The organism is Halomonas sp. SL1 (assembly GCF_003030865.2).
Taxonomy (GTDB): domain Bacteria; phylum Pseudomonadota; class Gammaproteobacteria; order Pseudomonadales; family Halomonadaceae; genus Halomonas; species Halomonas halophila.
Genome location: NZ_PYUQ02000022.1, coordinates 47,276 through 71,417, shown reverse-complemented (window position 1 = coordinate 71,417; position 24,142 = coordinate 47,276). Strand labels below are relative to the sequence as shown.

The window sequence follows — 24,142 nt, the reverse complement described above, 5'->3', positions numbered from 1 at the left end:
CCACCAATGGAGCGTCTTGCCCATGACCGTGATCCGCCAGGATGACCTCATCCAGAGCGTCGCCGATGCCCTGCAGTACATCTCCTACTACCATCCCAAGGACTTCATCGACGCCATGGCGGCGGCCTACGAGCGCGAGGAGAACCCCGCGGCCAAGGACGCCATCGCCCAGATCCTGATCAACTCGCGGATGTGTGCCACCGGCCACCGGCCGATCTGCCAGGACACCGGCATCGTCACCGTCTTCGTCCACGTCGGCATGAACGTGCGCTTCGAGACCGACATGAGCCTCGACGACATGGTCAACGAGGGCGTGCGCCGGGCCTACAAGCTGCCCGACAACATCCTGCGCGCCTCGGTGCTGGCCGACCCGGACGGCAAGCGTCAGAACACCAAGGACAACACCCCGGCGATCATCCACCACAAGCTGGTGCCCGGTGACACCGTGGAAGTGCACGTGGCGGCCAAGGGCGGCGGCAGCGAGGCCAAGTCCAAGTTCGCCATGCTCAACCCCTCCGACAGCGTGGTCGACTGGGTGCTCGAGCAGCTGCCCAAGATGGGCGCCGGCTGGTGCCCGCCCGGCATGCTCGGCATCGGCATCGGCGGTACCGCCGAGAAGGCCATGGAGCTCGCCAAAGAGTCGCTGCTCGACCCGATCGACATCCAGGACCTGCAGGCCCGCGGGGCGTCCGATCGCGCCGAGGAACTGCGCCTCGAGCTCTACGACAAGGTCAACCGGAGCGGCATCGGCGCCCAGGGCCTCGGTGGCCTGACCACGGTGCTCGACATCAAGGTCAAGGACTACCCGACCCACGCGGCCAACAAGCCGGTGGCGATCATCCCCAACTGCGCGGCCACCCGTCACGCCCACTTCACGCTGGACGGCACCGGCCCGGCGGCCCTGCCGGCGCCGAAGCTGGAGGACTGGCCGGAGATCACCCGCGAGGCGGGCGACAACGTCAAGCGCGTCAACCTCGACGATATCACCCCGGAAGAGGTGCAGAGCTGGCAGCCCGGCGACACCCTGCTGCTCAACGGCAAGCTGCTGACCGGCCGCGACGCCGCCCACAAGCGCATGGTCGACATGCTGGCCAAGGGCGAGAGCCTGCCGGTGGACCTCAAGGGGCGCTTCATCTACTACGTCGGTCCGGTCGATCCGGTCGGCGACGAGGTGGTCGGCCCGGCAGGCCCGACGACCGCGACGCGCATGGACAAGTTCACCCGCACCATGCTCGAGCAGGCCGGCCTGCAGGGCATGGTCGGCAAGGCCGAGCGGGGCGAGGCGGCCATCGAGGCGATCCGCGACAACCAGGCCGTCTACCTGATGGCGGTGGGCGGTTCCGCCTACCTGGTGGCCCAGGCCATCAAGCAGGCCCGGGTGGTCGGCTTCGAGGATCTGGGCATGGAAGCCATCTACGAGTTCGAGGTGGAGGACATGCCGGTGACCGTGGCTGTGGACAGCGCGGGCACGTCGGTCCACCAGACCGGTCCGGCCAAGTGGAAGGAGATCATCGCCGAGCGCGCCTGATCCCTGACGCCAGCGTGATGATCGACGGCCCCGCCAACTGGCGGGGCCGTCGTCGTTTTGCGTATGCTGGGCACTTCGGCCGCTCATCCCACGGAAAGGGAGTCTGCTCATGACGTCATGGCTGCTCGGCATGCTGATCCTCGCCCTCCATCTGCTCGGCATGCTGTCGGCGGTGCAGGCGTTGATGTCGGCGCGTACCTCACAGGGGGCCATCGCCTGGATCCTGTCGCTGGTCACCGTGCCCTATCTGGCGGTGCCGGCCTACTGGGTGTTCGGTCGACCGCGCTTCTATGGTTACGTCTCCGCGCGTGGCGAGCGCGACACCGTGCTCCGTCGCGTGCTGGAAGGCTATCGCGAGCGGATCGTGCCCTATCTGGCCGGCGCCCGGGAGGCCGACGTGCGGGCGGTCGAGAAGCTGGCGATGATGCCGATGACCAGTGGCAATCGCGCCGAACTGCTGGTCGATGGGGAGGCGACCTTTGACAGCCTGTTCGCCGGCATCGACGCCGCCGAGGATTACATCCTGATCCAGTTCTTCATCGTGCGTGACGATGACCTGGGGCGTCGCCTGCGCGAGCGGCTGTGCGCGGCGGCGGAGCGGGGGGTCTGGGTGCGCTTCCTGTATGACGAGATCGGCAGCCATGCCTTGCCCGAGCGCTACCTGAAGGCGCTGCGCGAGGCCGGCATCGAAGTCAGCGCCTTTCACTCCTCCCGCGGGTTGAGGCATCGCTTCCAGCTCAACTTCCGCAACCACCGCAAGATCGTGGTGGTCGACGGCTATCAGGGTTGGATCGGCGGCCATAACGTCGGCGTCGAATACCTGGGCCGGCATGCCCGTCACGGGCACTGGCGGGATACGCATCTCAAGCTCACTGGCCCCAGCGTGCTCGGCCTGCAGGAGGCCTTCTGGGAGGACTGGCACTGGGCCACCGGTGAGGTGATCCGCCTGGACTGGCTGCCGCGACAGAGCGAGGCCTCGTCGCAGAACGTGGTCATCGTGCCCTCGGGGCCGGCCGACCCCCAGGAGACCGCCAGCCTGCTGGTGCAGCACGCCATTCATCGCGCCCACGAGCGGCTGTGGATCACCAGTCCCTACTTCGTACCGGATCACAGCGTCCAGGACGCCCTGCGCCTGGCGGCGATGCGTGGCGTGGACGTGCGCATCATGATGCCGGAACGTCCGGACCACCTGCTGGTGTTCCTGTCGGCCTTCTCCTTCCTGCCCGACATGCTGCGCGCCGGGGTCAAGGTCTATCGCTACCAGCCGGGGTTTTTGCACCAGAAGGTGATCCTGATCGACGATGCGGCGGCCTGCGTGGGCACGGTCAACCTCGACAATCGCTCCTTCCGGCTCAATTTCGAGGTCACCGCCTTCGTGCCGGACCGTGGTTTCGCCGCCGAGGTGGAAGCCATGCTGGAGCGGGATTTCGCCGGCTGCCGGGAAGTGTCGCTGGAGGAGATCCGCTCGCGACCGCTGTGGAAGAAGCTGGTGTCCCGGGGCGCCTACCTGTTCGCACCGGTGCAGTGAGCGTCCTTTGCTTGGGTCGTGTGGGCGCCTGGGGTACATTAGCGACCTGGCTGGCCCCCGGGCCGCTAATGCATCCGTGATCGGGAGTCGTGGTGAACCTCGAGACCAAGTGGCTGGAAGACTTCGTCGCCCTGGCCAATACCCGCAGCTTTTCCGCCTCGGCCCGCCAGCGTCATGTCACGCAGCCGGCCTTCAGTCGTCGCATCCGCTCCCTGGAGCAGGCCGTGGGCGTGACCCTGGTCGATCGCTCCACCACCCCGGTCGATCTCACGCCCCAGGGCCAGCTGTTCCTGGTCACTGCGCGCAACATGGTCGAGCAGCTCAACGAGAGCCTCGGGCACCTGCGCGGACTGTCGATGGCCAACGAGGCGCTCGACATCGTCGCCGCCCACTCCCTGGCACTGAGCTTCTTCCCGCCCTGGATCTCTCGCCTGCAGAAGGGCGTGGGCGAGCTGCCGACGCGGCTGGTGGCAATGAACGTGGGCGATGCCATCCACGTGCTGAGGGAAGGCAACTGCGACCTGATGCTGGCTTACTACGACCCCTATGCCACCATGCAGCTCGACGCCGAGGTCTTTCCGTCGTTCTCCATCGGCCAGGTCAAGATGGTGCCGGTGAGCCTGCCGGACGAGTCGGGCAAGCCACGCTTCCCACTGGAGGGGCGCCAGGAGGTGCCGTACCTGGCCTATACCCAGGGCGCCTTCCTCGGGCGCAGCGTGCGCATGCTGCTCAAGAACGACCCGCTGCGGATGCGGCTGCGGGTGGTCTACGAGACCGCCATGGCCGAAGGCCTCAAGGGCATGGTGCTGCAGGGAGTGGGCATGGCCTGGATTCCCGACTTCTGCATCCGCGAGGAGCTCAACAGCGGTCGCCTGGTGCGGGCTGGCGCCGAGAGCTACGACGTGCCGCTGGAGATCCGGCTCTATCGCTGCTCTCTGGTGCACAAGCCGGGGGTGGAGAAGCTGTGGCGGCAGATGATGAAGTTGCCGCGGGATTTCCTCCAGGCCTGATCTGTCGGTTCGGATCATCGTATCGGGCGCCGTCTCGGGGTCAGACCCTTCAGTGGCCTTAGGATCGGAGATCCTAAGGCCACTGAAGGGTCTGACCCCATGTCCGCTCTGCTATACCCCGATCACGGGCCACCGAAGTCCGCGGGCAGGCCCAGGAAATTCTGGATGATGAAGAAGTGGTCCTCGAACAGCGCATCGGGTTCGAGGTCGGCCAGCGGCACCCAGCGGGCGTGGTCGCCGCCCTTGACCGGCTTGAGCTGCGGCAGCTGCTGCTCCGGGCGCAGGGCGAAGTAGAAGGCTTCCGCCAGGGTGCGTCCCCGCCAGCTGCGATGTGGCTCGTCGAACAGCCGCTGCCCGCGCAGCGATCCCTTCAGCACCGGTTCCGGTACCTTGAGCCGCACCCGCTCGCGCAGCTCCCGCAGGCAGGCGTCCAGCAGCCGCTCCTGAGGGCTGATGAAGCCGCCGGGGAGGGCATAGAGCCCCTTGCCCGGCGCCGCGGTACGCTTGACCAGCAGCACGTGCCCCGACTGCACCACCACCGCGCAGGCGGTGACGAACACCGGCGGGTAGGGCGCATGGGCCCAGGCCTGACGGTACTGCTCCAGCAGCCCCTGTTCCTCCACCAGCTGCTCGAAGGCCTCGGTCTCGAGGAATCCCTTGAGGCTGTCCACGACGCCCGGCGGCAGGTCGTGGGAGGCGCCGGCGCTGGCGTAGTCGGCCGCGGCGATCGACGAGCGGAACAGCCGCTCGCGGATCTGGCTCGCCGAGATGCCCTCGACCATCGGCACGCTGACGGACTCCCACTGTGGGAAGAGCGAGAGGTAGTAGCTGGACTGGCCGCGGCTGGCGCCGATCAGGCCGATACGCGGCAGTCTGGCATGGCTCGGCGAGGCGATGTCGCGCACCTTGCGCTGCACGTCACGGACCCAGACGTCGTTGTTGTAGAGTGCATCGAGCAGCGGCACGATCTCGAGCCTGGCGTTGTCGTCGGCGTCGAAAGCGCTCCTGAGCATCCGGCGGCGCTCGTCGAAGCGCCAGGGATTGCGCAGCGAGCGGGCCTGCCAGGCGGAGCCCACCAGCACGATCACCTGCCGGGCCCGCTTGAGCGCCTCGTGGATCACCGCCAGATGCCCCAGGTGGGGCGGCTGGAAGCGGCCGATGAAGACCAGGCAGTCGAAGTCGGGGGAGGACGTCTCGGCGTCCGGCGGCGGACACATGGCGGGGCTCCGGCGAGAAAAGGCCCATTATGGTGAGCCCCATGAAGCCGTGCAATGCCAATGCTCGTGACGACCGGAAGGCTCCGGTATGCTGACGCGGCAAGGGACTGTGAAGGAGACATCGTGATGTGGAGCCGTATCAAGCAGGTCGTACTCTTCTGGTGGGTCGTGACCCGCGACGCCGTCAAGCTGTGGGTCGAGCGCAACGCCTTCAGCTATGCCGGCTCGCTGGCCTTCTACACGCTGTTCTCGCTGGCACCGACCATGATCATCGCGGTGACCGTCATCGGCGTGGTGTTGGGCGAGGAGGCCGCCCAGGGGCAGATCGTCGCCCAGCTCGAGGGCACCATGGGCACCGGGGCCGCCGAGGCCATCCAGAACGCCGTGGCCCAGTCGCGCATCGAGGCCTCGGGGCTGTGGCCGACGCTGATGGGCATCGGCGCCATGCTGGTCGGCGCGACCACCGTGTTCGGCCAGATGCAGTACTCGCTGAATACCCTGTGGGGCGTCACCGCTCACCCGAAGGCCAACAGCGTGCTGCTGCTGCTCAAGAAGCGCACCCTGTCGATGACGGTGGTGCTGGCCATCGGCTTCATCCTGCTGGTGTCGCTGGTGCTGGGCGTGGCGGTCAAGTCGCTGCTGAACGCGGCCGATGACCTGATGCCGTTCGTCGGCGCCCTGACCGCCGGGGGGGAGTTCCTGGTCTCGCTGGCGCTGGTCAGCGCCCTGTTTGCGACCATCTTCCGGGTGCTGCCGGACGTGCTGCTGAGCTGGCGCGACGTGCTGGTGGGGGCCGTGGTGACCGCACTGCTGTTCGCCGTGGGTCGCAGCGCCATCGCCACCTACCTGGCCTATACCGCCACCGCGTCCACCTACGGGGCGGCGGGCTCGGTGGTGGTCGTGCTGCTGTGGGTCTACTACAGCTCGCTGATCCTGCTGTTCGGCGCCGCCTTCACCAAGAGCCTGCTGCTGGCACGGGGCGGCAAGGTGATCCCGCGCAATACCGCCGTGCTGGTGCATCACGAGCTGGTCGAGGACGAGTCCCGTGACGAGCCCGCGACGAACAGCCATCGCTGGTGGCCCGGCCGCCACCGTGCCGACGCGACGCCTCACGAGACGTCCTCCCACGAGGCGTCTGATGGCACGCCCTCCGGCGAACGTGCCAGCGGGTCGTCCTCCCACGCCGAGGCGAGGGCGAAGGACGCCGATGGCACCAATGGCGACCCGGTCTCCCGACCCACTTCGCCTCGCTGAGCCTCAGCCGGCCTCGAACCGCTCCCGGGCCATGTCGTCGGCGACCGGGGCCGGGCTGCGGCCCTCCTGCGCGGCCCTGGCGAAGATCTCGTCCAGGGTCGTGCCGATCCCGGCGATATGCGCCATCACCGCCTCGGGGCGAGCGTCGTCACGGCGCTGCCAGGCGATCTCGATCACGCCGCCGGCATTGGCCACGTAGTCGGGCGTGTAGAGGATGCCGCGGGCCTGCAGCTGGCCCGCCACCTCCGCGTGGGCCAGCTGATTGTTGGCCGCCCCGCACACCACCCGCGCCTTGAGGCGCCTCACCACCTCCGGCGTCAGCGCCGCGCCCATGGCGCAGGGGGCGAAGACGTCCACCTCGGCATCGACGATGGCCTCGGGCGCCACCATCTCGGCCTCCAGCTCCCCGGCCAGCCGGGTCACCGCGTCGCGGTCGACGTCGGCCAGCACCAGCCGCGCGCCGGCGTTGTGGAGCCGCCGGGCCAGATGGGTGCCGACGTGCCCGACGCCCTGGAGGGCGACCCGCAGCCCGGCGAACTGATCCTCGGATTCCGCCCGGCCGAGGCCGTGGTAGACGGCGCTCTGCATGGCATGGAAGACGCCGAGGGCGGTCCAGGGCGAGGGGTCGCCGGAGCTGCCATCGCGGCCGAGCCCGCCCACGTGGGGGGTGACCTCGGCGATGACGCGCATGTCCGCCTCGCCGGAACCGGAATCCTCGGCGGTGATGTAGCGCCCGCCCAGCGAGTCGATCAGTCGGCCCATGGCGCGCAATAGCTCGGGTGTCTTGTCGCGACGCGGATCGGCGATGATCACCGCCTTGCCGCCGCCCAGCGGCAGATCGGCCAATGCCGACTTGTAGGTCATGCCGCGGGACAGCCGCAGCACGTCGGTGAGGGCGTCGGCCTCGCTGGCGTAGGGATAGATTCGCAGCCCGCCGAGCGCCGGGCCGCGGGTGGTGTCGTGGATGGCGATGATGGCGCGCAGGCCGCTGGCCGCGTCGCAGCCGTGAATGACCTGCTGATGGTGGTCGAAATCGGGATGATCGAAGACCGGCATGAGGCGTCTCCCTTATGAGGAAACCGGGGCAGTGAGACGGCGCGACGAGGCTTGTGACCGCGCAAACGCCGATGTCACCCTGTAGATTAGGTCATCATCATCGCCAACCGCTCACGAAGGAGGCGTCGAATGGAAGCTCATGCCATCAAAGCGCGTGTCAGCGGCCGCGTCCAGGGCGTCTGGTATCGCCGTTCCACCCAGGAGCGCGCGAGGCAGTCCGGGGTGACCGGCTACGCCATCAATCTCGCCGATGGCCGCGTGGAGGTGCTGCTGTGCGGGGCACGCGAGGACGTCGAGGCCGTGGCGGCCTGGCTGTGGCAGGGGCCACCGAATGCCGAGGTCACGAGCGTCGAGAGCGAAGAGATCGCGCTGGCCCAGGGCGAGGCGCCGGACGATTTCATCACCGGCTGACGGCGCCGCGAGCGAGACACGGCGCGCCAACGAAAACCGCCGGCCCAGTGGGCCGGCGGTGTCGTCATGACTGACGTTTCGATGCGGATCAGGCGAGGGTCTCGGTGATCCAGTCGACCACGGCACTGCCGTCGACGCCCAGGCAGACGTCGGCCAGCGGCGTCTGCGACCAGCGCGGGGCGATGAACTCGCGACCCTCGGACGCGAACAGGGTCTGCCCCTCCGCGGGTCCTTCGGTGGCCACATTGAGATGGCCGCTGGCGACGGTGAACAGTTCCGGACGCACCAGCCAGGCCAGGGCCAGGCTGTCGTGCGGGCAGCAGCCGTCGATGCCCAGCGCGCCCTGGTAGAACTCGCGGTAGAAGGCGTAGCTGCCGGCCAGCACCTCGCCCAGCGCGCCCTGGCCGGCGGCGATGCGCTCCATGTGCTGCGGGGCCAGCACGCAGCGGTGGGTGACGTCGAGGCCGACCAGAGTCAGCGGCCAGCCGGCGGTCAGCACCCGCTGGGCGGCGTGGGGGTCGTTGAAGATGTTGGCCTCGGCCACCGGGGTGACGTTGCCGCCTTCCTTGATCGAGCCGCCCATCACCACCACGCGCTTGACCCGCTCGGTGATGCCCGGGTCGATCTGCAGCGCCGCGGCCAGGTTGCCCAGCGGCCCCACGGCCACCAGCGACACCTCGCCGGGGCGGGCGTTGACGGTATCGACGATGAACTGCGCCGCGCTGCGGGCGTCGGCCTGGCCGGTCACCGCCGGCAGTGCGATGTCGCCGAGGCCGTTGGCGCCGTGGATGTGCGCCGGCGCCGGATGGCGCGGCTTGACCATCGGCACCGCCGCGCCCTGGGCCACCGGGATGCGCTGGCCGGACAGCTCGGACAGCAGCAGGGCGTTGTGGGTGGCGGTCTCCACGTCGACGTTGCCGAAGGTGGTGGTCATGCCCAGCAGCTCGATGTCGGGATGGTGCAAGGCGATGGCGATGGCCTGGGCGTCGTCGACGCCCGGATCGGTATCGAAGATGATCGGTTCAGACATGGCGTCCTCGGCGGTCGGTTCAGGGAGTGTTCGGGGTCTGAGTCTGGCGCTGCCACTCGGCCACTTCGGCGGCCTCGGGAATGCTCTCGGCCGCGCCGGAGCGCTGCACGCCGAGGGCGGCGGCCGCGGCGGCCCGTTCCAGGCAGGCCTCGGGGCCTTCGCCGTCCTGCAGTGCCGCCAGATAGTAGCCGATGAAGGTGTCGCCGGCGGCGGTGGTGTCGACCGGCGTGACCGGCATCGGCGGCTGGAAGTGGCGCGTCTCGCCAAACTGGTACCAGGCGCCGTCGCCGCCCAGGGTCAGCACGGTCTCGGTGGCCGGCAGGCGACTGGCCAGGGCGTCGAGCAGGGCAGAGGCGGCGCTGCCGGCGGGCAGGCCGGTGAGCATCTCTGCCTCGCTGCGATTGACGAACAGCAGCCGGCACGCCTCCAGCGGCAGCTCGGCGGCGTCGGCGGTCATCGGCGCCGGGTTGAAGGCGATATGCAGCCCGCGCTCGCGCGCCGCCTCGAACAGGTAGGGCAGGGCGATGCATTCGTTCTGGGCCAGCAGCCAGTCGCCGGGCGTGGCCTCGGCCAGACGGGCATCCAGCGCCGCCTCGTTGAAGCCGTGATTGGCGCCGGGGAAGAGCAGGATGGCGTTCTCGCCCGCGTCGTCCACCTGGATGATGGCATGGCCGCTGGGCTCGTCCACCAGCTCGACGCTGCCGACGTCGACCCCGGAGGCCTCGAGCAGGTCGCGTGCCCAGGCGTCCTGCCGGCCGAGGCGGCCCCAGTGGCGCACCTGGCCGCCGGCACGGGCCATGGCCAGCGACTGGTTGGCGCCCTTGCCGCCGAGCCCGACGCGGTAGCCGTGGCTGGTGAGGGTCTCGCCGGGCGTGACCAGGTGAGGAACACGATAGATGTGGTCGAGATTGATCGACCCGAAGTTGTGCAGCATGCCGTCGTCCGGATGAGGGGCTTGGGTGAAAACGATACCGGCGAGAGTATCGGGGCCCGGAGCGACCTTCGCAAGCCAGGCTGCGACCCGATCTCTGATTTATACCGTTATCTCTTATCTTGAACCACCAAACTCAAGCCTGGCGGTATAACGGTTTTCAGTCCCGAAGGGGGCGACTCAGATTGTCGGCGGTGAGCTCGACGATGCGCTGGCGAGCCTCGGGGCTGATCCAGGCGCTGTGGGGCGTGACGATCAGGTTGAGCGGTTCGCTCAGGGCATCGATCAAAGGATGGCCGTCGCGCGGCGGCTCCTCGGGCAGCACGTCGACGGCGAGCCCGCCGAGCCGGCCTTCGCGCAGGGCGTCGAGGGCGGCAATCTCGTCGATCATGCCGCCACGGGCGCAGTTGACCACCAGCGCCGAGGGCTTGAGCCTGGCCAGCAGGTCGGCGTCGACCAGGTGGCGGCTGGCTTCGGTGAGCGGACAGTGCAGGCTGATGGCATCGGCGGTGGGGACGAGCTCGGCGAGCGTCGGGCGGGCATCCTGCTCGGCGCCGGGGCGCGCGGCGAAGACGACCTCCATGCCGAAGGCGCCGGCGAGTTCGCCGACCCGAGTGCCGAGCTCACCCTGGCCGACGATGACCAGCCGCTTGCCCTCGAGCTGCAGTGTGGTGTGATCCATCAGGCAGAAGAAGGGGCTTTTTCCCCAGCGTCCCTCGGCCACGTCACGCTGGTAGCGCGGCAGGCGGTTGGCCAGGGCCAGCAGTTGCATCAGGGTGTGCTGAGCCACGCTCGCCGTGCCGTAGGCGGCGACGTTGCGCACCTCGATGCCGCGGCGCTCGGCCTCGTCCATGGCGATGTTGTTGGTGCCGGTGGCCAGCACGCAGATCAGCCTGAGATGGGGCAGGGCGGCCAGGGTCTCGGCATCGAGCACCACCTTGTTGACGATGGCCACCTGGGCGCCCTCGAGCCGTGCAACGGCCTCGTCGCGGTCAGTGAAGTCGTGAACGTCGAGGCGAGAGACACGTTCGCGGATCGGCGACAGATCGATACCATCGCCCAGACTGGCGGCGTCGAGAATCACGGCATGCATGGCGGTCTTCCTTGTCGTTAGAGACGTCGCCGCGGGGCTGGGCCTGGAGCCTGACGGCAGGCTATAATGTCGGGCTTTCCGGGCAGGCCAGTGTTGGAATCTTCGCCGCCCGACCCTATATCGCAGAACGTGTCGCGGGCCCGTTCGGTCCGCATCGCCCTCTGGGACGTCGTTACCGGGAGATATCGAACCATGCCCATCTACGAATACGAGTGCAAGGCCTGCGGCCACCGCCTGGAAAAGCTGCAGAAGATCAGCGCTGCGCCGTTGACCGACTGCCCGGCCTGCGAACAGGCCGAGCTCGACCGCCTGGTCTCCGCGGCAGGCTTTCGCCTGGCAGGCAGCGGCTGGTACGAGACCGACTTCAAGTCCGGCAGCAAGAAGAACCTGGCCGGCGGGGGCGAGACGTCCGGGTCGGCGGCCTGACCGCGGTCGTCGCCTCCCTACATCACTTCACGCAACAGAACAGGATACGACATGCGCAGCCATTATAGCGGCCAGCTGAACGAGACCATGGTGGATCAGACGGTCACCCTGTGCGGCTGGGTCCACCGCCGCCGTGACCATGGCGGGGTCATCTTCCTCGACATGCGCGACCGGGACGGCATCGCCCAGGTCGTGGTCGACCCCGACACCGCCGAGGCCTTCGCCAATGCCGACCGCGCCCGCAGCGAATACGTGCTGCGCATCAGCGGCCGCGTGCGTCTGCGCCCCGAGGGCACCCAGAACCCGAACATGCCCACCGGCCTGATCGAGGTACTGGCCAAGGACGTGGAGGTCCTCAACACCGCCGCCACGCCCCCGTTCCAGCTCGACGAGCACGGCAAGGTCGGCGAGGAAGTGCGCCTCAAGCACCGCTACATCGACCTGCGCCGTCCGGAGATGATCGACAAGCTGCGCCTGCGCTCGCGCATCTCCCACAGCGTGCGCGCCTATCTCGAGGGGCAGGGCTTCCTCGACATCGAGACGCCGATCCTGACTCGCGCCACCCCGGAAGGCGCCCGCGACTACCTGGTGCCGAGCCGCACCCATGCGGGCAGCTTCTTCGCGCTGCCGCAGTCGCCGCAGCTGTTCAAGCAGCTGCTGATGGTCTCCGGCTTCGACCGCTACTACCAGATCGCCAAGTGCTTCCGCGACGAGGACCTGCGCGCCGACCGCCAGCCCGAGTTCACCCAGATCGACCTCGAGGCCTCCTTCGTCGAGGAAGAGGACATCATGTCGATCACCGAGAACATGGTGCGCAACCTGTTCAAGGACGTGCTCGACGTCGAGCTGCCGGAATTCCCGCGCATGCCCTACGCCGAGGCCATGCAGCGCTTCGGTTCCGACAAGCCGGACCTGCGTATCCCGCTCGAGCTGACCGACGTCGACGACCTGATGAAGGACGTGGACTTCAAGGTCTTCTCCGGCCCGGCCAACGCCGATGACGGCCGCGTGGCCGCGCTCAAGGTCAAGGGCGGCGCCACCCTGACTCGCAAGGAAATCGACGAGTACACCAAGTTCGTCGGCATCTACGGCGCCCGCGGCCTGGCCTGGATCAAGGTCAACGAGCGCGCCAAGGGCCTCGATGGCCTGCAGTCGCCGATCGTCAAGTTCATGGAAGGCGTGGTCGAGCAGCTGCTGGACCGCGTCGGTGCCGAGGACGGCGACATCATCTTCTTCGGCGCGGACAAGACCAACATCGTCAACGAGGCGCTGGGCGCGCTGCGCGTCAAGCTGGGCGAGGACCTCGACCTCTACACCGCCGAGTGGTCGCCGCTGTGGGTGGTCGACTTCCCGATGTTCGAGGCCGACGGCGAAGCCCGCCTGCAGGCGCTGCACCACCCGTTCACCGCGCCGTCCTGCGACGTGGAAACGCTCAAGAACAACCCGGCCGAGGCGCTGTCCCGCGCCTATGACATGGTGCTCAACGGCACCGAGCTGGGTGGCGGCTCGATCCGTATCCACGACCAGGCCATGCAGCAGAGCGTGCTCGAGCTGCTCGGCATCGGCGAGGAAGAGGCCCGCGAGAAGTTCGGCTTCCTGCTCGACGCCCTGCAGTACGGCGCGCCGCCCCACGGCGGCCTGGCCTTCGGCCTCGACCGCCTGGTGATGCTGATGAGCGGTGCCCGCACCATCCGTGAGGTGATCGCCTTCCCCAAGACCCAGAGCGCGGCCTGCCTGATGACCGACGCCCCGGGCGAGGTCAGCGGCGAGCAGCTCAAGGAGCTCAACATTCGTCTGCGCCAGAAGGCCAAGGCGGAGGGCGCCGCCGAATAAGCGGCGAGTCTCCCGTGATCGCACCGGCGCCCCTTGTGGCGCCGGTGTCGTTTCTGGGCTTCGATACCCAGATTTGCTTTACCGACGACAAGGTGTCGCGAGGACGCGGTAAACCCATCCCTGGGCGCTTCTTTTGACGTCCTGTCAAAAGAACCTCGCTCCCCCTTATCCTCGGCGCTCATCTCGCTGGGTACAGCAACATGGGCGTTTTCCCGACTGACGAGCCACCAAGAAAGGAGGGAATATGGCCGGCCATAGCAAATGGTCCAATATCAAGCATCGCAAGGCGGCTCAGGACGCCAGGCGCGGCAAGATCTTCAACAAGCTGATCCGCGAGCTGACCGTGGCCGCGCGGCAGGGCGGCGGCGATCCCGAGGACAACCCGCGCCTGCGCGCCGCCATGGACAAGGCGCTCGGCAACAACATGCCCAAGGACACCGTGCAGCGTGCGGTGGATCGCGGCGCCGGCAACACCGACGGCGACGCCATGGAGGAGGTCGTCTACGAGGGCTACGGCCCCGAAGGCGTGGCGGTGATGGTCGAGGCCATGACCGATAACCGCAATCGAACTGTCTCCGAGGTGCGACACGCCTTCGGCAAGCACGGCGGCAACCTCGGCACCTCCGGCTCGGTGGCCTTCATGTTCCACAAGCAGGGGAGGCTGACGCTGCCGCCAGGCGTCGACGAGGAGACGGCCATGGAAGCGACCCTGGCTGCCGAGCCCGAGGACATCGAGACCCTCGAGGACGGCCGCCTGGAGATCGTCACCACGCCGGACACCTTCGGCGCCGTGAAGGACGCCCTGGTCGAGGCGGGCATCACGCCCGAGGCCAGCGACGTGGGGCTGTATCCCGACACTTACACCCGCATCGACGACGTCGAACTCGGCCGGCGCATCGTCGGGCTGGTCGACCGGCTCGAGGACCTGGACGATGTGCAGAATGTTTACACCAATGCCGACTTCTCCGATGACATTCTGGAAGCACTGCATGATTGAGGTCGAACACCCACGCGCTCTCGACCGTGCGCCGATGACATTCTGGAAGCACTGCATGATGACTAGCCCCCGCGAGATGAAGGGCCCGACATGCTGATCCTGGGCATCGATCCGGGATCCCGGATCACCGGCTACGGCGTGCTGGACGTGACCGAGCCCAAGCCGAAGTACGTGACCAGCGGCTGCATCCGCACCCGCGGCGACGATCTCGCCCAGCGCCTGGCCCAGGTCTACGCCGGGGTCAGCGAGGTGATCGGCCTGCACGGGCCCGGCGAGTTCGCCATCGAGCAGGTGTTCATGTCGAAGAACGCCGACTCGGCGCTCAAGCTCGGCCAGGCGCGGGGCACCGCCATCGTCTGCGCGGCCAATCACGGCCTGCCGGTCAGCGAGTACGGCCCGCGCCAGATCAAGCAGGCGGTCACCGGCGGCGGGGCGGCCGACAAGACCCAGGTGCAGCACATGGTGACCGCCATCCTGGGTCTCTCCGGCACGCCCCAGGCCGATGCCGCCGACGCCCTGGCCATCGCCCTGACGCATGCCTATGCCCGGGTCGGACTGATCTGCCGGGGCAGCTACGGCGGCGGCGGGCGAGGGCGTGGCAAGAGCGCGTCCTGGCGGGACTTTCGCCCCGAGTGATGTCGCCTGACGGCGACGCCGAGTCGGTTGTCGAACAGCGTTCCGCGGGCTGGCATGGCCCGGAGGGGACCAGTATAGTGAGCGCGACGCGCTGCGGATTCATCATCAAGGACAGTGACATATCATGATCGGACGCTTGCGAGGCACCCTGATCGACAAGCAGCCGCCCTGGCTGCTGTTGGACGTGGCCGGGGTCGGCTACGAGCTGGAGGCCTCCATGACCACCCTGGTGGCATTGCCCGGGGTCGGCGAGGACGTGGTGCTGCATACCCATCTCACCGTACGCGACGACGCCCACCTGCTCTACGGCTTCGCCCGCGAGCAGGAGCGGGCGCTGTTCCGTGCCCTGATCAAGGTCAACGGCGTCGGCCCCAAGCTGGCCCTGGCCATCCTCTCCGGCATGGACGAGGAAGCCTTCATCCGCTGCGTGATGGACGACGACGTCAAGTCGCTGACGCGCCTGCCCGGCGTCGGCAAGAAGACCGCCGAGCGGCTGATCGTCGAGATGCGCGACCGCTTCCCGCACTGGGAGGCCGAAGCGCCCGCCGCCGGCGTGGCACCGTCGCCCGGCGCCGCCGCCGAACCGCGCCAGGAGCCGCTGGCCGAGGCCGAGGCGGCGCTGGTCAGCCTCGGCTACAAGCCGGCCGAGGCCGCGCGCATGCTCACCGGCCTCGAGGAAGAGGGCAGCACCGAGGCGATCATCAAGGCGGCGCTCGCGCGTCGCATGGCCGGTTGATGACCATGCCCGATACGCAGCCTTTCATCACGATGCCGGCGGAGGACACCCATGCTGGAGACTGACCGCCTGATCGCCGCCGAGGATCGCGAGGGCGAGGGCCATCTCGATCACGCCATCCGCCCCAAGCAGCTCGGCGACTACATCGGCCAGCCGCGGGTCCGCGAGCAGCTGGAGATCTTCATCCACGCCGCCCGCGGCCGCGACGAGAGCCTCGACCACACCCTGGTGTTCGGCCCACCGGGGCTCGGCAAGACCACGCTCGCCAACATCATCGCCACCGAGATGGGCGTCGGCCTGAAGTCGACCTCCGGGCCGGTGCTCGAGCGGGCCGGCGATCTCGCCGCCATGCTCACCAACCTTCAGCCCGGCGACGTGCTGTTCATCGACGAGATCCATCGCCTGTCGGCGGTGGTGGAAGAGATCCTCTATCCCGCCATGGAGGATTTCCAGCTCGACATCGTGATCGGCGAGGGGCCGGCCGCGCGCTCGATCAAGCTCGACCTGCCACCGTTCACCCTGGTCGGCGCCACCACCCGGGCAGGCCTGCTGACCTCGCCGCTGCGCGACCGCTTCGGCATCGTCCAGCGCCTGGAGTTCTACTCCATCGACGAGCTCAGCGAGATCGTCGCCCGTTCAGCGCGGCTGCTGGGCGTGACCACCGACGACGCCGGCGCCCGGGAAGTGGCGCGCCGCTCCCGCGGCACCCCGCGCATCGCCAACCGCCTGCTGCGCCGCGTGCGCGACTACGCCGAGGTACGCGGCGGCGGACGCATCGACGCCGAGATCGCCGACCAGGCCCTGAACATGCTCCACGTCGACCACCACGGCCTGGACCACATGGACCGCCGGCTGCTGCTGGCGATGATCGAGAAATTCGACGGCGGCCCGGTGGGCGTCGACTCCCTGGCCGCGGCCATCGGCGAGGAGCGCGACACCATCGAGGACGTCATCGAGCCCTACCTGATCCAGCAGGGGCTGATGATGCGCACCGCCCGCGGCCGGGTGGTGACCCGTCAGGCCTGGCAGCACTTCGGCCTGGCTCCGGACGACCGCGCCCCGGCGCCGACGCCTTCCCAAGACTGACTTCGACGAGACGAGGATTCCCGTGAACGACGCCATGTCCATTCCCCACCTGATCATGAACGCCAGCGGCGTGGTCCAGGCGGTGATGCTGCTGCTGCTGCTGGGTTCGCTGCTGTCCTGGGTGGTGATCTTCCAGCGCACCTTCGTGATGCGCCGCGCGCGCAAGGCCCACCGTGAATTCGAGGACCGCTTCTGGTCCGGGGTCGACCTCAACGAGCTGTATCGCGAGACGCCCGCCGAGCAGGAGACCCTGGGCGCCGAGCACATCTTTCGCGCCGGCTTCCGCGAGTTCAATCGCCTGATGCCGAAGACCCAGAGTCCCCAGGCCATCCTCGACGGCGTGCAGCGCAGCATGCGCGTGGCCTGGTCCCGCGAGGAGGACCGCCTCAACCTGCACCTGGTGTTCCTGGCCACCGTGGCCTCGTCCAGCCCCTACATCGGGCTGTTCGGCACCGTGTGGGGCATCATGGGCTCCTTCCAGTCGCTGTCCATGGCCCAGCAGGCCACGCTCGGCACCGTGGCGCCGTGGATCGCCGAGGCGCTGATCGCCACCGCCATGGGCCTGTTCGCGGCCATCCCCGCGGTGATCTTCTACAACCGGCTGTCGGCGGAATCCAGCCGCCTGCTGGGCAAGTACGAGGACTTCGCCGAGGAGTTCCATTCCATCCTGCACCGCAACCTGCAGGGTCGCGGCGAATCCGCCGCCGGCTAAGGAGGGCACGCCATGCACGGACCCTTCAACCGCATGGGCCGGCGCAAGCCGATGAACGAGATCAACGTCGTCCCCTTCATCGACGTGATGCTGGTGCTGCTGGTGATCTTCATGATCACCGCGCCGATGCTGACCCAGGGCGTCAAGGTGGACCTGCCCCAGGTGACCTCCGAGCCGATCGAGGACAGCGAGGATCGCGATCCGATCGTCGTCTCGGTGGACAGCGAGGGCCAGATCTACGTCAGCCTGAGCGGTGACGAGACCGCCGTCGACCTCGACGAGCTCGGCCAGCGGGTCGGTATCCTGCTCGAGCGCGAGCCGGGCACCCGCGTCCTGGTCCGCGGCGACCGCAACGTGGCCTATGGCCAGATCGTCACCCTGATGAGCACCCTGCAGACCTCGGGCGTGGCCAACGTCGGGCTGATCTCCGAGCCCCCGCCCGGGGACGCCTGAGGAGGACGCATGGCTAAACAACATCGCCATGTCGGCTACGGACTGCCGCTGATCCTCGCCGTCGGGCTGCACCTGGGGCTGCTGGTCGTCAGCGTGATCCGCTTCCCGAGCGCCGAGCAGGAGCCGCCCAACCAGGCCATCGTCAACGCCACCCTGGTGCGCGCCGAGACCGCCACCGATCAGGCCCAGCAGGCGCAGCAGCAGGCCCGGGCCGAGGCCAGGGCGGAGCAGCAGCGACGGGAGGCCGAAGCCGCCGAACGGGCGGAGGCGGAACGTCAGGCCGCCGCCGAAGCGGAGCGGCAGGCGCAAGAAGCCCAGCGCCAGGCACAGGAGGCGGCCCAGGCCGCCGAGCGCGAGCAAGCCCGTGAGGCCGCCGAACAGGCCGCCGCCGAAGCAGAGCGCCGCGAGCGCGAAGCCGCGGAGCAGGCGGCCGAGCGGGAGCGTCAGCAGGAGGCCGCTCGCCAGCGGCGCGAAGCCGAGGAACAGCGGCAGCGCGAGGCGGAAGCCGAACGCCAGCGTCAAGCCGAGGAAGAGGCCCGTCGTCAGCGCGAAGCCGAGGAACAGCGCCAGCGCGAGGCGGAGGCCGAACGCCAGCGTCAGGCCGAGGAGGAGGCCCGCCGTCAGCGTGAAGCCGAGGAGCAGCGACGGCGCGAGGCGGAAGCCGAACGCCAGCGCCAGGCCGAGGAAGAGGCCCGTCGCCAGCGTGAAGCCGAGGAACAGCGCGAGCGTGAGGCCGCCGCCAAGCGCGCCGCCGAGGCCGCCCAGAACAGCCTCGACCAGGCCATCGCCGGCGAATCCGAGGCCGTGGCCAACGCCAAGCAGGCAGAGGAAGCGGCCAACGGCTTCATCAACCTGGTGCGCCAGGCGGTGGAGCAGGCCTGGTCGATTCCGCCCAACGTCCCCGACGGCGCCGCGGCCGAGATATCGGTTCGCCTGGGGCCCTCCGGGGAGCTATTCGCCGCCAACATCGGTCGTAGCAGTGGCAACAGTGCCTTCGACCGTTCGGCGCTGAGCGCGGTGGAAACCGCCGCGCCCTTCGCCGAGCTGCGCGAGCTGCCCGCTTCGGTGCAGCGCCAGTACCGTGAGTTCAATCTCAGATTCCGACCGGGGGACATACGCTGATGAGAGCCTTGATCACCACCTGGCTGGCGGCCGTGCTGTTGCTGTGCACGTCGCTGGCCCAGGCCGACCTGACCATCGACATCACCCAGGGCAACGAGCAGGCCACGCCGATCGCCGTGGTGCCGTTCGCCGAAGGCGAGAACCTGCCCCAGGACGTGGCGCGGATCATCTCCGACGACCTGGAGCGCAGCGGCTACTTCGCGCCCCTGGAGCGCGAGGCGATGTTCGCCCAGCCGACCCGCGGCGACGATGTCAGCTTCGGCGACTGGCAGGCGCTGGATACCCGTTATCTGGTGGTCGGCCGCGTCAGCCGCACCGGCGGCGGCGTCGAGATCCAGTACGAGCTGATGAACGTCAGCGGCGAATCGCGGATGCTGGGCGAGGTGATCACCGCCGGTCAGGATCAGATGCGCGCCGCCGCCCACCGCATCAGCGACAAGATCTTCGAGGAGATCACCGGCATTCGCGGCGCCTTCTCCACGCGCATCGCCTACGTCACCTCCCAGGGCGTCGGCGACGACACCGCCTATCAGCTCTACGTCGCCGACGCCGACGGTCGCAACAGCCAGCAGGTGCTGAGCTCGGACGAGCCGATCATGTCGCCGGCCTGGTCACCGGATGGCGGCAAGCTGGCCTACGTGTCGTTCGAGTCCGGCCGGCCCGGCATCTACGTGCAGGAAGTGGCCAGCGGCCGTCGGGCACGCCTGACCTCCTTCGAGGGCCTCAACAGCGCCCCGACCTGGTCGCCGGACGGCCGTCGGCTGGCGATGGCGCTGTCCCGCGACGGGCAGCCGGAGATCTACGTCATGGACGTCGCCTCGCAGAACCTGCAACGCGTCACCAACAGCCAGAGCATCGAGACCGAGCCGGCCTGGTCGCCGGACGGCAACAGCCTGATCTACACCTCGGACCGCAGCGGCGGCCCGCAGATCTATCGTCAGTCGCTTGGCGGCTCGCCGGAGCGCATCACCTTCACCGGCAACTACAACGCTCGGGCGCGCTTCGCCCCTGACGGTGAATCCATCTTCCTGATCCACCGCGGCAGCAACGGCTACCGGGTGGCCAAGCAGGATCTGGAGAGCGGCCGCCTGGTCGAGCTCGGCGACGCCCGCCAGGCCGAGTCCCCCAGTGTCGCGCCCAACGGCACCATGGTAATCTTCGCCACCCAGCAGGGCGGTAATGGTGTGCTGGGGGGCGTTTCCGCGGACGGCCGGGCCTCGTTCCGTCTTCCCGCGGCCCAGGGCGACGTGCGTGAGCCCGCCTGGTCCCCGTTTCTGAACTGAATGTATCCCGCAAGGAAAGGAGTCGAACGATGCAATTCAAGCCTTATGCCCGCACTCTGATCGCCGCCATGTCGATGGCCGTCATGGCCGGCTGCTCCAGCACCGGTGGCACCCAGGAAGGGTCCATGGACGGCACCGCCGGCACCGGTGCCGGTGGCGTGGGGACCGGCACCGGCCAGGTCAGCGGCAGCGGCCTCGGCGAGGGCGCCGGTCAGATGGCCGGCTCGCGGATTCCCGAAGTCCGCACCATCTACTTCGCCTACGACAGCGACACCATCCGCCCCGAGTTCCAGTCGGTACTCCAGTCCCACGCCCGCTTCCTGCAAAACAACGGCAACGCCAGCGTGGTGCTGCAGGGCCATACCGACGAGCGCGGCACCCGCGAGTACAACCTGGCCCTCGGTGAGCGCCGCGCCGACGCCGTCAAGCGCTTCCTGAGCGTGCAGGGCGTCTCGCCGTCCCAGGTCGAGGTCGTCAGCTACGGCGAGGAGCGTCCGGCGGCCCGCGGCAGCAACGAGGAAGCCTACGCCCAGAACCGCCGGGTGGTCTTCGCCTACTGAGCCCCGCGCCACGCACGGCACCACCATAGCGAAGGGAGAAAGCGATGAGACCGCGTCTCAGAATCTGGACCGCCGCCGGCGCCTTGAGCCTGCTGGCCGCCCCGGCGCTGGCTCAGCAGCCGGTGGTGGAGGATCTCACCGCCCGCTCCGGCTCAGGCAGCTTCTACGACCAGACCGCCGCCCGCGAACCGGCGGGCGGCAATCTGGAGCTGTTCAACGAGCTGCAGCGCAACCAGGAGCAGCTTCGCCAGCTGCGTGGTCAGGTCGAGGAGCTGCGCTACCAGCTCGACCGCCTCAAGCGTCAGACCCGCCAGCAGTACATGGATCTGGACGAGCGCCTGTCCGCGAACGCCGCCAGCGCGGCGGGCGGGGCCGGTGCCGCCGCGGCCGAGCAGGTGGCCGACAGCGGTGGGGCGGAGGCATCGGGCCAATCGAGCTCTGGTCAGTCAGCCAGCGGCAGCGATGCCGGCGCCCGGGCCGACTACCAGGCGGCCTTCGCCAAGGTGCAGGCCCGGGAGTTCGATGCCGCGACGCGGGCCTTCGAGTCCTTCGTCGACAAACATCCGAGCAGTACCCTCACCGCCAACGCCTACTACTGGCTCGGTGAGCTGCATTCGGCCGGCGGTGATCTCGACGCCGCCGACGCGGCCTTCCAACGCGTGCTCGACGACTTCCCCGACAGCAACAAGGTACCCGACACCCTCTACAAGCTGGGCCTGCTCAAGGCCCGCCAGGGGGATCCGGAAGCCGGCCAGGCGCTGCTCGAGCGGGTACAGCAGGCGTACCCCGACAGCAGCGCCGCCAACCTGGCGGCCGACTTCCAGCGGCAGTCGGGCAACTAGCCCCGGAGGGACATCATGACGGTCTGCAAGATCGACTACGAAGCGCCGCAGGGGCTACTCGACGGCCGGGTGATCCTCGTCACCGGCGCGGGCGACGGCATCGGCCGCGCCGCGGCGCTCGCCTATGCCCGCCACGGCGCCACGGTGGTCCTGCTGGGGCGGACGATCGCCAAGCTGGAAGCGGTGTACGACGCCATCGAGTCCGAGGGACTGCCGCAGCCGGCGATCTTCCCGCTCAACTTCGAGGGGGCGACGCTCAAGGACTACCACGACATGGCCGCGGCCCTGGACAAGGAGTTCGGACGCCTGGACGGCATCCTGCACAACGCCGGCCTGCTGGGCGACATCACCCCCTTCGCCCAGTACGATCCGGCGCTGTGGGAGCAGGTGATGCAGGTCAACATCAACGGGCCTATCTGGATGACCCAGGCGCTGCTGCCGCTGCTGGAAGCGTCGGCGGATGCCTCGGTCATCTTCACCTCGTCCTCGGTGGGCCGTCGCGGCCGCGCCTACTGGGGAGCCTATGCGGTGTCGAAGTTCGCCACCGAGGGGTTCATGGAAGTGCTGGCCGACGAGGTGGAGCACCTCGGCACGCTACGCATCAACACCCTGAACCCCGGCGCCACGCGTACCGCCATGCGCCAGTCCGCCTATCCGGCGGAGGACCCGGGCACGCTGCGCACGCCGGAGGACATCATGCCCACCTATCTGTGGCTGATGGGGCCCGACAGCCGCGGCCACAGCGGCGAGGCGTTCGACGCCCAGCCGCCCCGAACCTGACGCCGACGCAACGGCGTCAGCGATAAGACCAGCAGGCCTCCCGCCAGGGAGGCCTGCTTTTTTTAGGCCATCATGATATCGCCGCCCCAGCGGGCGTCGCCGTGTCGGGACATCAACGCTTGGGAAGACCTGGCAGCAGCGCCTCGGTCAGCGCCTCGGCGGTCTCGAACCAGCGATCCGCCGGCCACAGGCGATAGTCGTCGTCCTCGGTGATATAGCCGTAGCCCACCGCCACCGCGGGCATGCCCGCCGCCCGTGCGGCCTGCATGTCGCGATGGTGGTCGCCGAGATACCAGCAGTCGCCCGGCGACACGCCGAGGCGCCGGGCGGCCTCCAGCAGCGGCGCGGGGTCGGGCTTCTTGACCGGCAGGTCATCGGCGCACAGCAGCGCGCCCGGCTCGAGGCCCAGGGCCTCCACCAGCGGCGCGGCATAGGCGCGCGGCTTGTTGGTGACGATGCCCCAGGGACGACCGGCGTCACGCCATGCGTCCAGCAGCCGATCCAGCGGCGGAAAGACCCGGCTCTCCACGGCCACCGCCTCGCCGTAGGCGGCCAGCAGGAAGGCCCGGGCGTCATCGTGACCGTCGTGTTCGCGCTCGAGGCCCAGCGCCAGGGTCACCAGGGCGCTGCCGCCGTTGGAGACCTGGGCGCGGATGGTCGGGTAGGGCAGGGGCGCCAACCCGTGATGGTCACGCAGGGAGTTGGTGGCCCGGGCCAGATCCGGGGCGGTATCCACCAGGGTGCCGTCGAGATCGAACAGCAGCGCCTCGGGTGTCGGCCATTCGCGACTCACGATGCCTCCCGCCGGCAGTGCATCAGGTAATTCACCGATACATCGGTGGCCGACAGCCGATAGCGACGGGTCAGCGGCTGGTAGGTCAGGCCGCTCTGCTCGCAGACCGCGAGGCCGGCCTCGCGGCACCAGCCGGCGAGCTCCGAGGGGCGGATGAACTTGGCATAGTCGTGGGTGCCCCGCGGCAGCATGCGCAGCAGGTACTCGGCGCCGACCACGGCCAGGGCATAGGCCTTGGGATTGCGGTTGATGGTCGAGAAGAATACCTGCCCGCCGGGCTTGACCAGCCGCGCGCAGGCGCGGATCACCGAGGCGGGGTCGGGCACGTGCTCGAGCATCTCCAGGCAGGTGACCACGTCGAACTCGCCGGCATGGGCCTCGGCCATGGCCTCGACGCTGATCTGGCGGTAGTCGACGCGCGCGCCGGTCTCCTCGGCGTGCAGCCGGGCCACCGCCAGCGGCGCCTCGCCCAGGTCGATGCCGGTGACCTCGGCGCCGCGATGGGCCATGGCCTCGGCGAGGATGCCGCCGCCGCAGCCGACGTCGAGCACCCGATGACCGGCCAGCCCCGCGCGGGCGTCGATGAAGTCGAGGCGCAGGGGATTGATCTCGTGCAGCGGCTTGAACTCGCCGTCGGTATCCCACCAGCGATGGGCCAGGGCCTCGAACTTGGCGATCTCCGCCGCGTCGACGTTGTCCGCTTGCGACTGGCTTGCCGTCATCTGTCCTCTCCGTAGGTGTCGCCGGCTTGCCACTGTGGCGAGCTCGGCGTGATTCGGTATGATGCCATTCTACTCGTTCCCGACGCCCCGGCCCATGCCCGGC

At 68.8% G+C, this 24,142-nt stretch carries 25 protein-coding genes; 18 read left to right on the top strand and 7 right to left on the bottom strand.

The window, feature by feature from the left end:
* The first annotated feature begins 22 nt into the window (after nucleotides 1–22).
* The 3 genes from C9J49_RS15165 (at nucleotide 23) to C9J49_RS15155 (ending at nucleotide 4,066) form a co-directional block, all read left to right on the top strand.
* On the top strand, nucleotides 23–1,528 hold the full coding sequence (locus tag C9J49_RS15165) for a fumarate hydratase (RefSeq protein WP_107181922.1): 1,506 nt from the start codon (nucleotides 23–25) through the stop codon (nucleotides 1,526–1,528).
* Nucleotides 1,529–1,637: 109 nt separating this feature from the next.
* Nucleotides 1,638–3,056: a cardiolipin synthase gene (gene cls / locus C9J49_RS15160; protein WP_107181921.1), complete on the top strand. Its 1,419-nt coding sequence runs from the start codon at nucleotides 1,638–1,640 to the stop codon at nucleotides 3,054–3,056.
* Between the two features lie 92 nt (nucleotides 3,057–3,148).
* Nucleotides 3,149–4,066 (top strand): LysR substrate-binding domain-containing protein, encoded by a 918-nt coding sequence (locus tag C9J49_RS15155; RefSeq protein ID WP_046078713.1) that lies wholly within the window; start codon nucleotides 3,149–3,151, stop codon nucleotides 4,064–4,066.
* 122 nt (nucleotides 4,067–4,188) lie between these two features.
* Here the strand turns inward: C9J49_RS15155 and C9J49_RS15150 are convergent, their stop codons facing one another.
* A complete protein-coding gene (locus C9J49_RS15150) occupies nucleotides 4,189–5,283 on the bottom strand; it encodes a bifunctional nicotinamide-nucleotide adenylyltransferase/Nudix hydroxylase (protein WP_035598507.1) in 1,095 nt (364 codons plus the stop codon).
* Nucleotides 5,284–5,409: 126 nt separating this feature from the next.
* Here C9J49_RS15150 and C9J49_RS15145 point away from each other — a divergent pair, with 126 nt between their 5' ends.
* Nucleotides 5,410–6,537, top strand: a complete 1,128-nt coding sequence (locus tag C9J49_RS15145) for a YihY/virulence factor BrkB family protein (protein WP_107181920.1) — start codon at nucleotides 5,410–5,412, stop codon at nucleotides 6,535–6,537.
* A 3-nt stretch (nucleotides 6,538–6,540) separates the two neighbouring features.
* On the opposite strand, the gene C9J49_RS15140 is transcribed toward C9J49_RS15145, so the two are convergent.
* Nucleotides 6,541–7,593 (bottom strand): Glu/Leu/Phe/Val dehydrogenase, encoded by a 1,053-nt coding sequence (locus tag C9J49_RS15140; RefSeq protein WP_107181919.1) that lies wholly within the window; start codon nucleotides 7,591–7,593, stop codon nucleotides 6,541–6,543.
* A 129-nt stretch (nucleotides 7,594–7,722) separates the two neighbouring features.
* Between C9J49_RS15140 and C9J49_RS15135 the strand changes: the two genes are divergently transcribed.
* Nucleotides 7,723–8,004 carry an acylphosphatase gene (locus tag C9J49_RS15135; RefSeq protein WP_107181918.1) on the top strand — a complete coding sequence of 94 codons (282 nt, stop codon included), beginning with the start codon at nucleotides 7,723–7,725 and terminating at the stop codon, nucleotides 8,002–8,004.
* A gap of 88 nt (nucleotides 8,005–8,092) precedes the next feature.
* Here C9J49_RS15135 and C9J49_RS15130 read toward each other — a convergent pair whose 3' ends face one another.
* From C9J49_RS15130 to C9J49_RS15120, 3 genes are all read right to left on the bottom strand, one after another.
* Nucleotides 8,093–9,034: a nucleoside hydrolase gene (locus C9J49_RS15130; protein ID WP_107181917.1), complete on the bottom strand. Its 942-nt coding sequence runs from the start codon at nucleotides 9,032–9,034 to the stop codon at nucleotides 8,093–8,095.
* A 19-nt stretch (nucleotides 9,035–9,053) separates the two neighbouring features.
* Complete coding sequence (locus C9J49_RS15125) at nucleotides 9,054–9,968, bottom strand: ribokinase (RefSeq protein ID WP_107181916.1); 915 nt, start codon at nucleotides 9,966–9,968, stop codon at nucleotides 9,054–9,056.
* A gap of 157 nt (nucleotides 9,969–10,125) precedes the next feature.
* Nucleotides 10,126–11,058 carry a D-2-hydroxyacid dehydrogenase gene (locus C9J49_RS15120; RefSeq protein WP_107181915.1) on the bottom strand — a complete coding sequence of 311 codons (933 nt, stop codon included), beginning with the start codon at nucleotides 11,056–11,058 and terminating at the stop codon, nucleotides 10,126–10,128.
* A gap of 192 nt (nucleotides 11,059–11,250) precedes the next feature.
* Here C9J49_RS15120 and C9J49_RS15115 point away from each other — a divergent pair, with 192 nt between their 5' ends.
* The 13 genes from C9J49_RS15115 (at nucleotide 11,251) to C9J49_RS15055 (ending at nucleotide 22,524) form a co-directional block, all read left to right on the top strand.
* The gene (locus tag C9J49_RS15115; RefSeq protein ID WP_016854884.1) at nucleotides 11,251–11,484 is read left to right on the top strand and encodes an FmdB family zinc ribbon protein; all 234 of its coding nucleotides are present in this window, start codon (nucleotides 11,251–11,253) and stop codon (nucleotides 11,482–11,484) included.
* A gap of 51 nt (nucleotides 11,485–11,535) precedes the next feature.
* Nucleotides 11,536–13,317 carry an aspartate--tRNA ligase gene (gene aspS, locus C9J49_RS15110; protein ID WP_107181914.1) on the top strand — a complete coding sequence of 594 codons (1,782 nt, stop codon included), beginning with the start codon at nucleotides 11,536–11,538 and terminating at the stop codon, nucleotides 13,315–13,317.
* Between the two features lie 244 nt (nucleotides 13,318–13,561).
* The gene (locus C9J49_RS15105) at nucleotides 13,562–14,314 is read left to right on the top strand and encodes a YebC/PmpR family DNA-binding transcriptional regulator (RefSeq protein WP_107181913.1); all 753 of its coding nucleotides are present in this window, start codon (nucleotides 13,562–13,564) and stop codon (nucleotides 14,312–14,314) included.
* 90 nt (nucleotides 14,315–14,404) lie between these two features.
* Nucleotides 14,405–14,950: a crossover junction endodeoxyribonuclease RuvC gene (gene ruvC / locus C9J49_RS15100; protein WP_107181912.1), complete on the top strand. Its 546-nt coding sequence runs from the start codon at nucleotides 14,405–14,407 to the stop codon at nucleotides 14,948–14,950.
* Nucleotides 14,951–15,074: 124 nt separating this feature from the next.
* Nucleotides 15,075–15,686 carry a Holliday junction branch migration protein RuvA gene (gene ruvA / locus C9J49_RS15095; RefSeq protein ID WP_107181911.1) on the top strand — a complete coding sequence of 204 codons (612 nt, stop codon included), beginning with the start codon at nucleotides 15,075–15,077 and terminating at the stop codon, nucleotides 15,684–15,686.
* 51 nt (nucleotides 15,687–15,737) lie between these two features.
* Nucleotides 15,738–16,772, top strand: coding sequence for a Holliday junction branch migration DNA helicase RuvB (gene ruvB, locus C9J49_RS15090; RefSeq protein ID WP_035593142.1), 1,035 nt, complete (start codon nucleotides 15,738–15,740; stop codon nucleotides 16,770–16,772).
* A 34-nt stretch (nucleotides 16,773–16,806) separates the two neighbouring features.
* Nucleotides 16,807–17,484 carry a protein TolQ gene (tolQ, locus tag C9J49_RS15085; protein WP_172977757.1) on the top strand — a complete coding sequence of 226 codons (678 nt, stop codon included), beginning with the start codon at nucleotides 16,807–16,809 and terminating at the stop codon, nucleotides 17,482–17,484.
* 12 nt (nucleotides 17,485–17,496) lie between these two features.
* Entirely contained in the window at nucleotides 17,497–17,937 is a 441-nt protein-coding gene (tolR, locus tag C9J49_RS15080) for a protein TolR (protein ID WP_046078704.1), read from the top strand.
* Nucleotides 17,938–17,946: 9 nt separating this feature from the next.
* Complete coding sequence (tolA, locus tag C9J49_RS15075; RefSeq protein WP_107181910.1) at nucleotides 17,947–19,059, top strand: cell envelope integrity protein TolA; 1,113 nt, start codon at nucleotides 17,947–17,949, stop codon at nucleotides 19,057–19,059.
* A complete protein-coding gene (tolB, locus tag C9J49_RS15070; RefSeq protein ID WP_106487579.1) occupies nucleotides 19,059–20,342 on the top strand; it encodes a Tol-Pal system beta propeller repeat protein TolB in 1,284 nt (427 codons plus the stop codon). The genes tolA and tolB overlap by 1 nt, the downstream gene beginning before the upstream one ends.
* Nucleotides 20,343–20,371: 29 nt before the next feature.
* Entirely contained in the window at nucleotides 20,372–20,902 is a 531-nt protein-coding gene (gene pal, locus C9J49_RS15065; protein ID WP_107181909.1) for a peptidoglycan-associated lipoprotein Pal, read from the top strand.
* Nucleotides 20,903–20,946: 44 nt separating this feature from the next.
* Entirely contained in the window at nucleotides 20,947–21,744 is a 798-nt protein-coding gene (ybgF, locus tag C9J49_RS15060) for a tol-pal system protein YbgF (protein WP_046078700.1), read from the top strand.
* A gap of 15 nt (nucleotides 21,745–21,759) precedes the next feature.
* A complete protein-coding gene (locus C9J49_RS15055) occupies nucleotides 21,760–22,524 on the top strand; it encodes a YciK family oxidoreductase (RefSeq protein ID WP_035593158.1) in 765 nt (254 codons plus the stop codon).
* A 112-nt stretch (nucleotides 22,525–22,636) separates the two neighbouring features.
* Here the strand turns inward: C9J49_RS15055 and C9J49_RS15050 are convergent, their stop codons facing one another.
* Together C9J49_RS15050 and ubiG are read right to left on the bottom strand one after the other, a co-directional pair.
* Nucleotides 22,637–23,317 carry an HAD-IA family hydrolase gene (locus tag C9J49_RS15050; RefSeq protein ID WP_046078699.1) on the bottom strand — a complete coding sequence of 227 codons (681 nt, stop codon included), beginning with the start codon at nucleotides 23,315–23,317 and terminating at the stop codon, nucleotides 22,637–22,639.
* The gene (gene ubiG, locus C9J49_RS15045; RefSeq protein WP_035593162.1) at nucleotides 23,314–24,039 is read right to left on the bottom strand and encodes a bifunctional 2-polyprenyl-6-hydroxyphenol methylase/3-demethylubiquinol 3-O-methyltransferase UbiG; all 726 of its coding nucleotides are present in this window, start codon (nucleotides 24,037–24,039) and stop codon (nucleotides 23,314–23,316) included. The genes C9J49_RS15050 and ubiG overlap by 4 nt, the downstream gene beginning before the upstream one ends.
* Between the last annotated feature and the right edge of the window lie 103 nt (nucleotides 24,040–24,142).

Coding starts and splice junctions, on each gene's coding strand:
- C9J49_RS15165 (WP_107181922.1), top strand. CDS start 23: ATGACCGTGATCCGCCAGGATGACCTCATCCAGAGCGTCGCCGATGCC.
- cls (WP_107181921.1), top strand. CDS start 1,638: ATGACGTCATGGCTGCTCGGCATGCTGATCCTCGCCCTCCATCTGCTC.
- C9J49_RS15150 (WP_035598507.1), bottom strand. CDS start 5,283: ATGTGTCCGCCGCCGGACGCCGAGACGTCCTCCCCCGACTTCGACTGC.
- C9J49_RS15145 (WP_107181920.1), top strand. CDS start 5,410: ATGTGGAGCCGTATCAAGCAGGTCGTACTCTTCTGGTGGGTCGTGACC.
- C9J49_RS15140 (WP_107181919.1), bottom strand. CDS start 7,593: ATGCCGGTCTTCGATCATCCCGATTTCGACCACCATCAGCAGGTCATT.
- C9J49_RS15135 (WP_107181918.1), top strand. CDS start 7,723: ATGGAAGCTCATGCCATCAAAGCGCGTGTCAGCGGCCGCGTCCAGGGC.
- C9J49_RS15130 (WP_107181917.1), bottom strand. CDS start 9,034: ATGTCTGAACCGATCATCTTCGATACCGATCCGGGCGTCGACGACGCC.
- C9J49_RS15125 (WP_107181916.1), bottom strand. CDS start 9,968: ATGCTGCACAACTTCGGGTCGATCAATCTCGACCACATCTATCGTGTT.
- C9J49_RS15120 (WP_107181915.1), bottom strand. CDS start 11,058: ATGCATGCCGTGATTCTCGACGCCGCCAGTCTGGGCGATGGTATCGAT.
- C9J49_RS15115 (WP_016854884.1), top strand. CDS start 11,251: ATGCCCATCTACGAATACGAGTGCAAGGCCTGCGGCCACCGCCTGGAA.
- aspS (WP_107181914.1), top strand. CDS start 11,536: ATGCGCAGCCATTATAGCGGCCAGCTGAACGAGACCATGGTGGATCAG.
- C9J49_RS15105 (WP_107181913.1), top strand. CDS start 13,562: ATGGCCGGCCATAGCAAATGGTCCAATATCAAGCATCGCAAGGCGGCT.
- ruvC (WP_107181912.1), top strand. CDS start 14,405: ATGCTGATCCTGGGCATCGATCCGGGATCCCGGATCACCGGCTACGGC.
- ruvA (WP_107181911.1), top strand. CDS start 15,075: ATGATCGGACGCTTGCGAGGCACCCTGATCGACAAGCAGCCGCCCTGG.
- ruvB (WP_035593142.1), top strand. CDS start 15,738: ATGCTGGAGACTGACCGCCTGATCGCCGCCGAGGATCGCGAGGGCGAG.
- tolQ (WP_172977757.1), top strand. CDS start 16,807: ATGTCCATTCCCCACCTGATCATGAACGCCAGCGGCGTGGTCCAGGCG.
- tolR (WP_046078704.1), top strand. CDS start 17,497: ATGCACGGACCCTTCAACCGCATGGGCCGGCGCAAGCCGATGAACGAG.
- tolA (WP_107181910.1), top strand. CDS start 17,947: ATGGCTAAACAACATCGCCATGTCGGCTACGGACTGCCGCTGATCCTC.
- tolB (WP_106487579.1), top strand. CDS start 19,059: ATGAGAGCCTTGATCACCACCTGGCTGGCGGCCGTGCTGTTGCTGTGC.
- pal (WP_107181909.1), top strand. CDS start 20,372: ATGCAATTCAAGCCTTATGCCCGCACTCTGATCGCCGCCATGTCGATG.
- ybgF (WP_046078700.1), top strand. CDS start 20,947: ATGAGACCGCGTCTCAGAATCTGGACCGCCGCCGGCGCCTTGAGCCTG.
- C9J49_RS15055 (WP_035593158.1), top strand. CDS start 21,760: ATGACGGTCTGCAAGATCGACTACGAAGCGCCGCAGGGGCTACTCGAC.
- ubiG (WP_035593162.1), bottom strand. CDS start 24,039: ATGACGGCAAGCCAGTCGCAAGCGGACAACGTCGACGCGGCGGAGATC.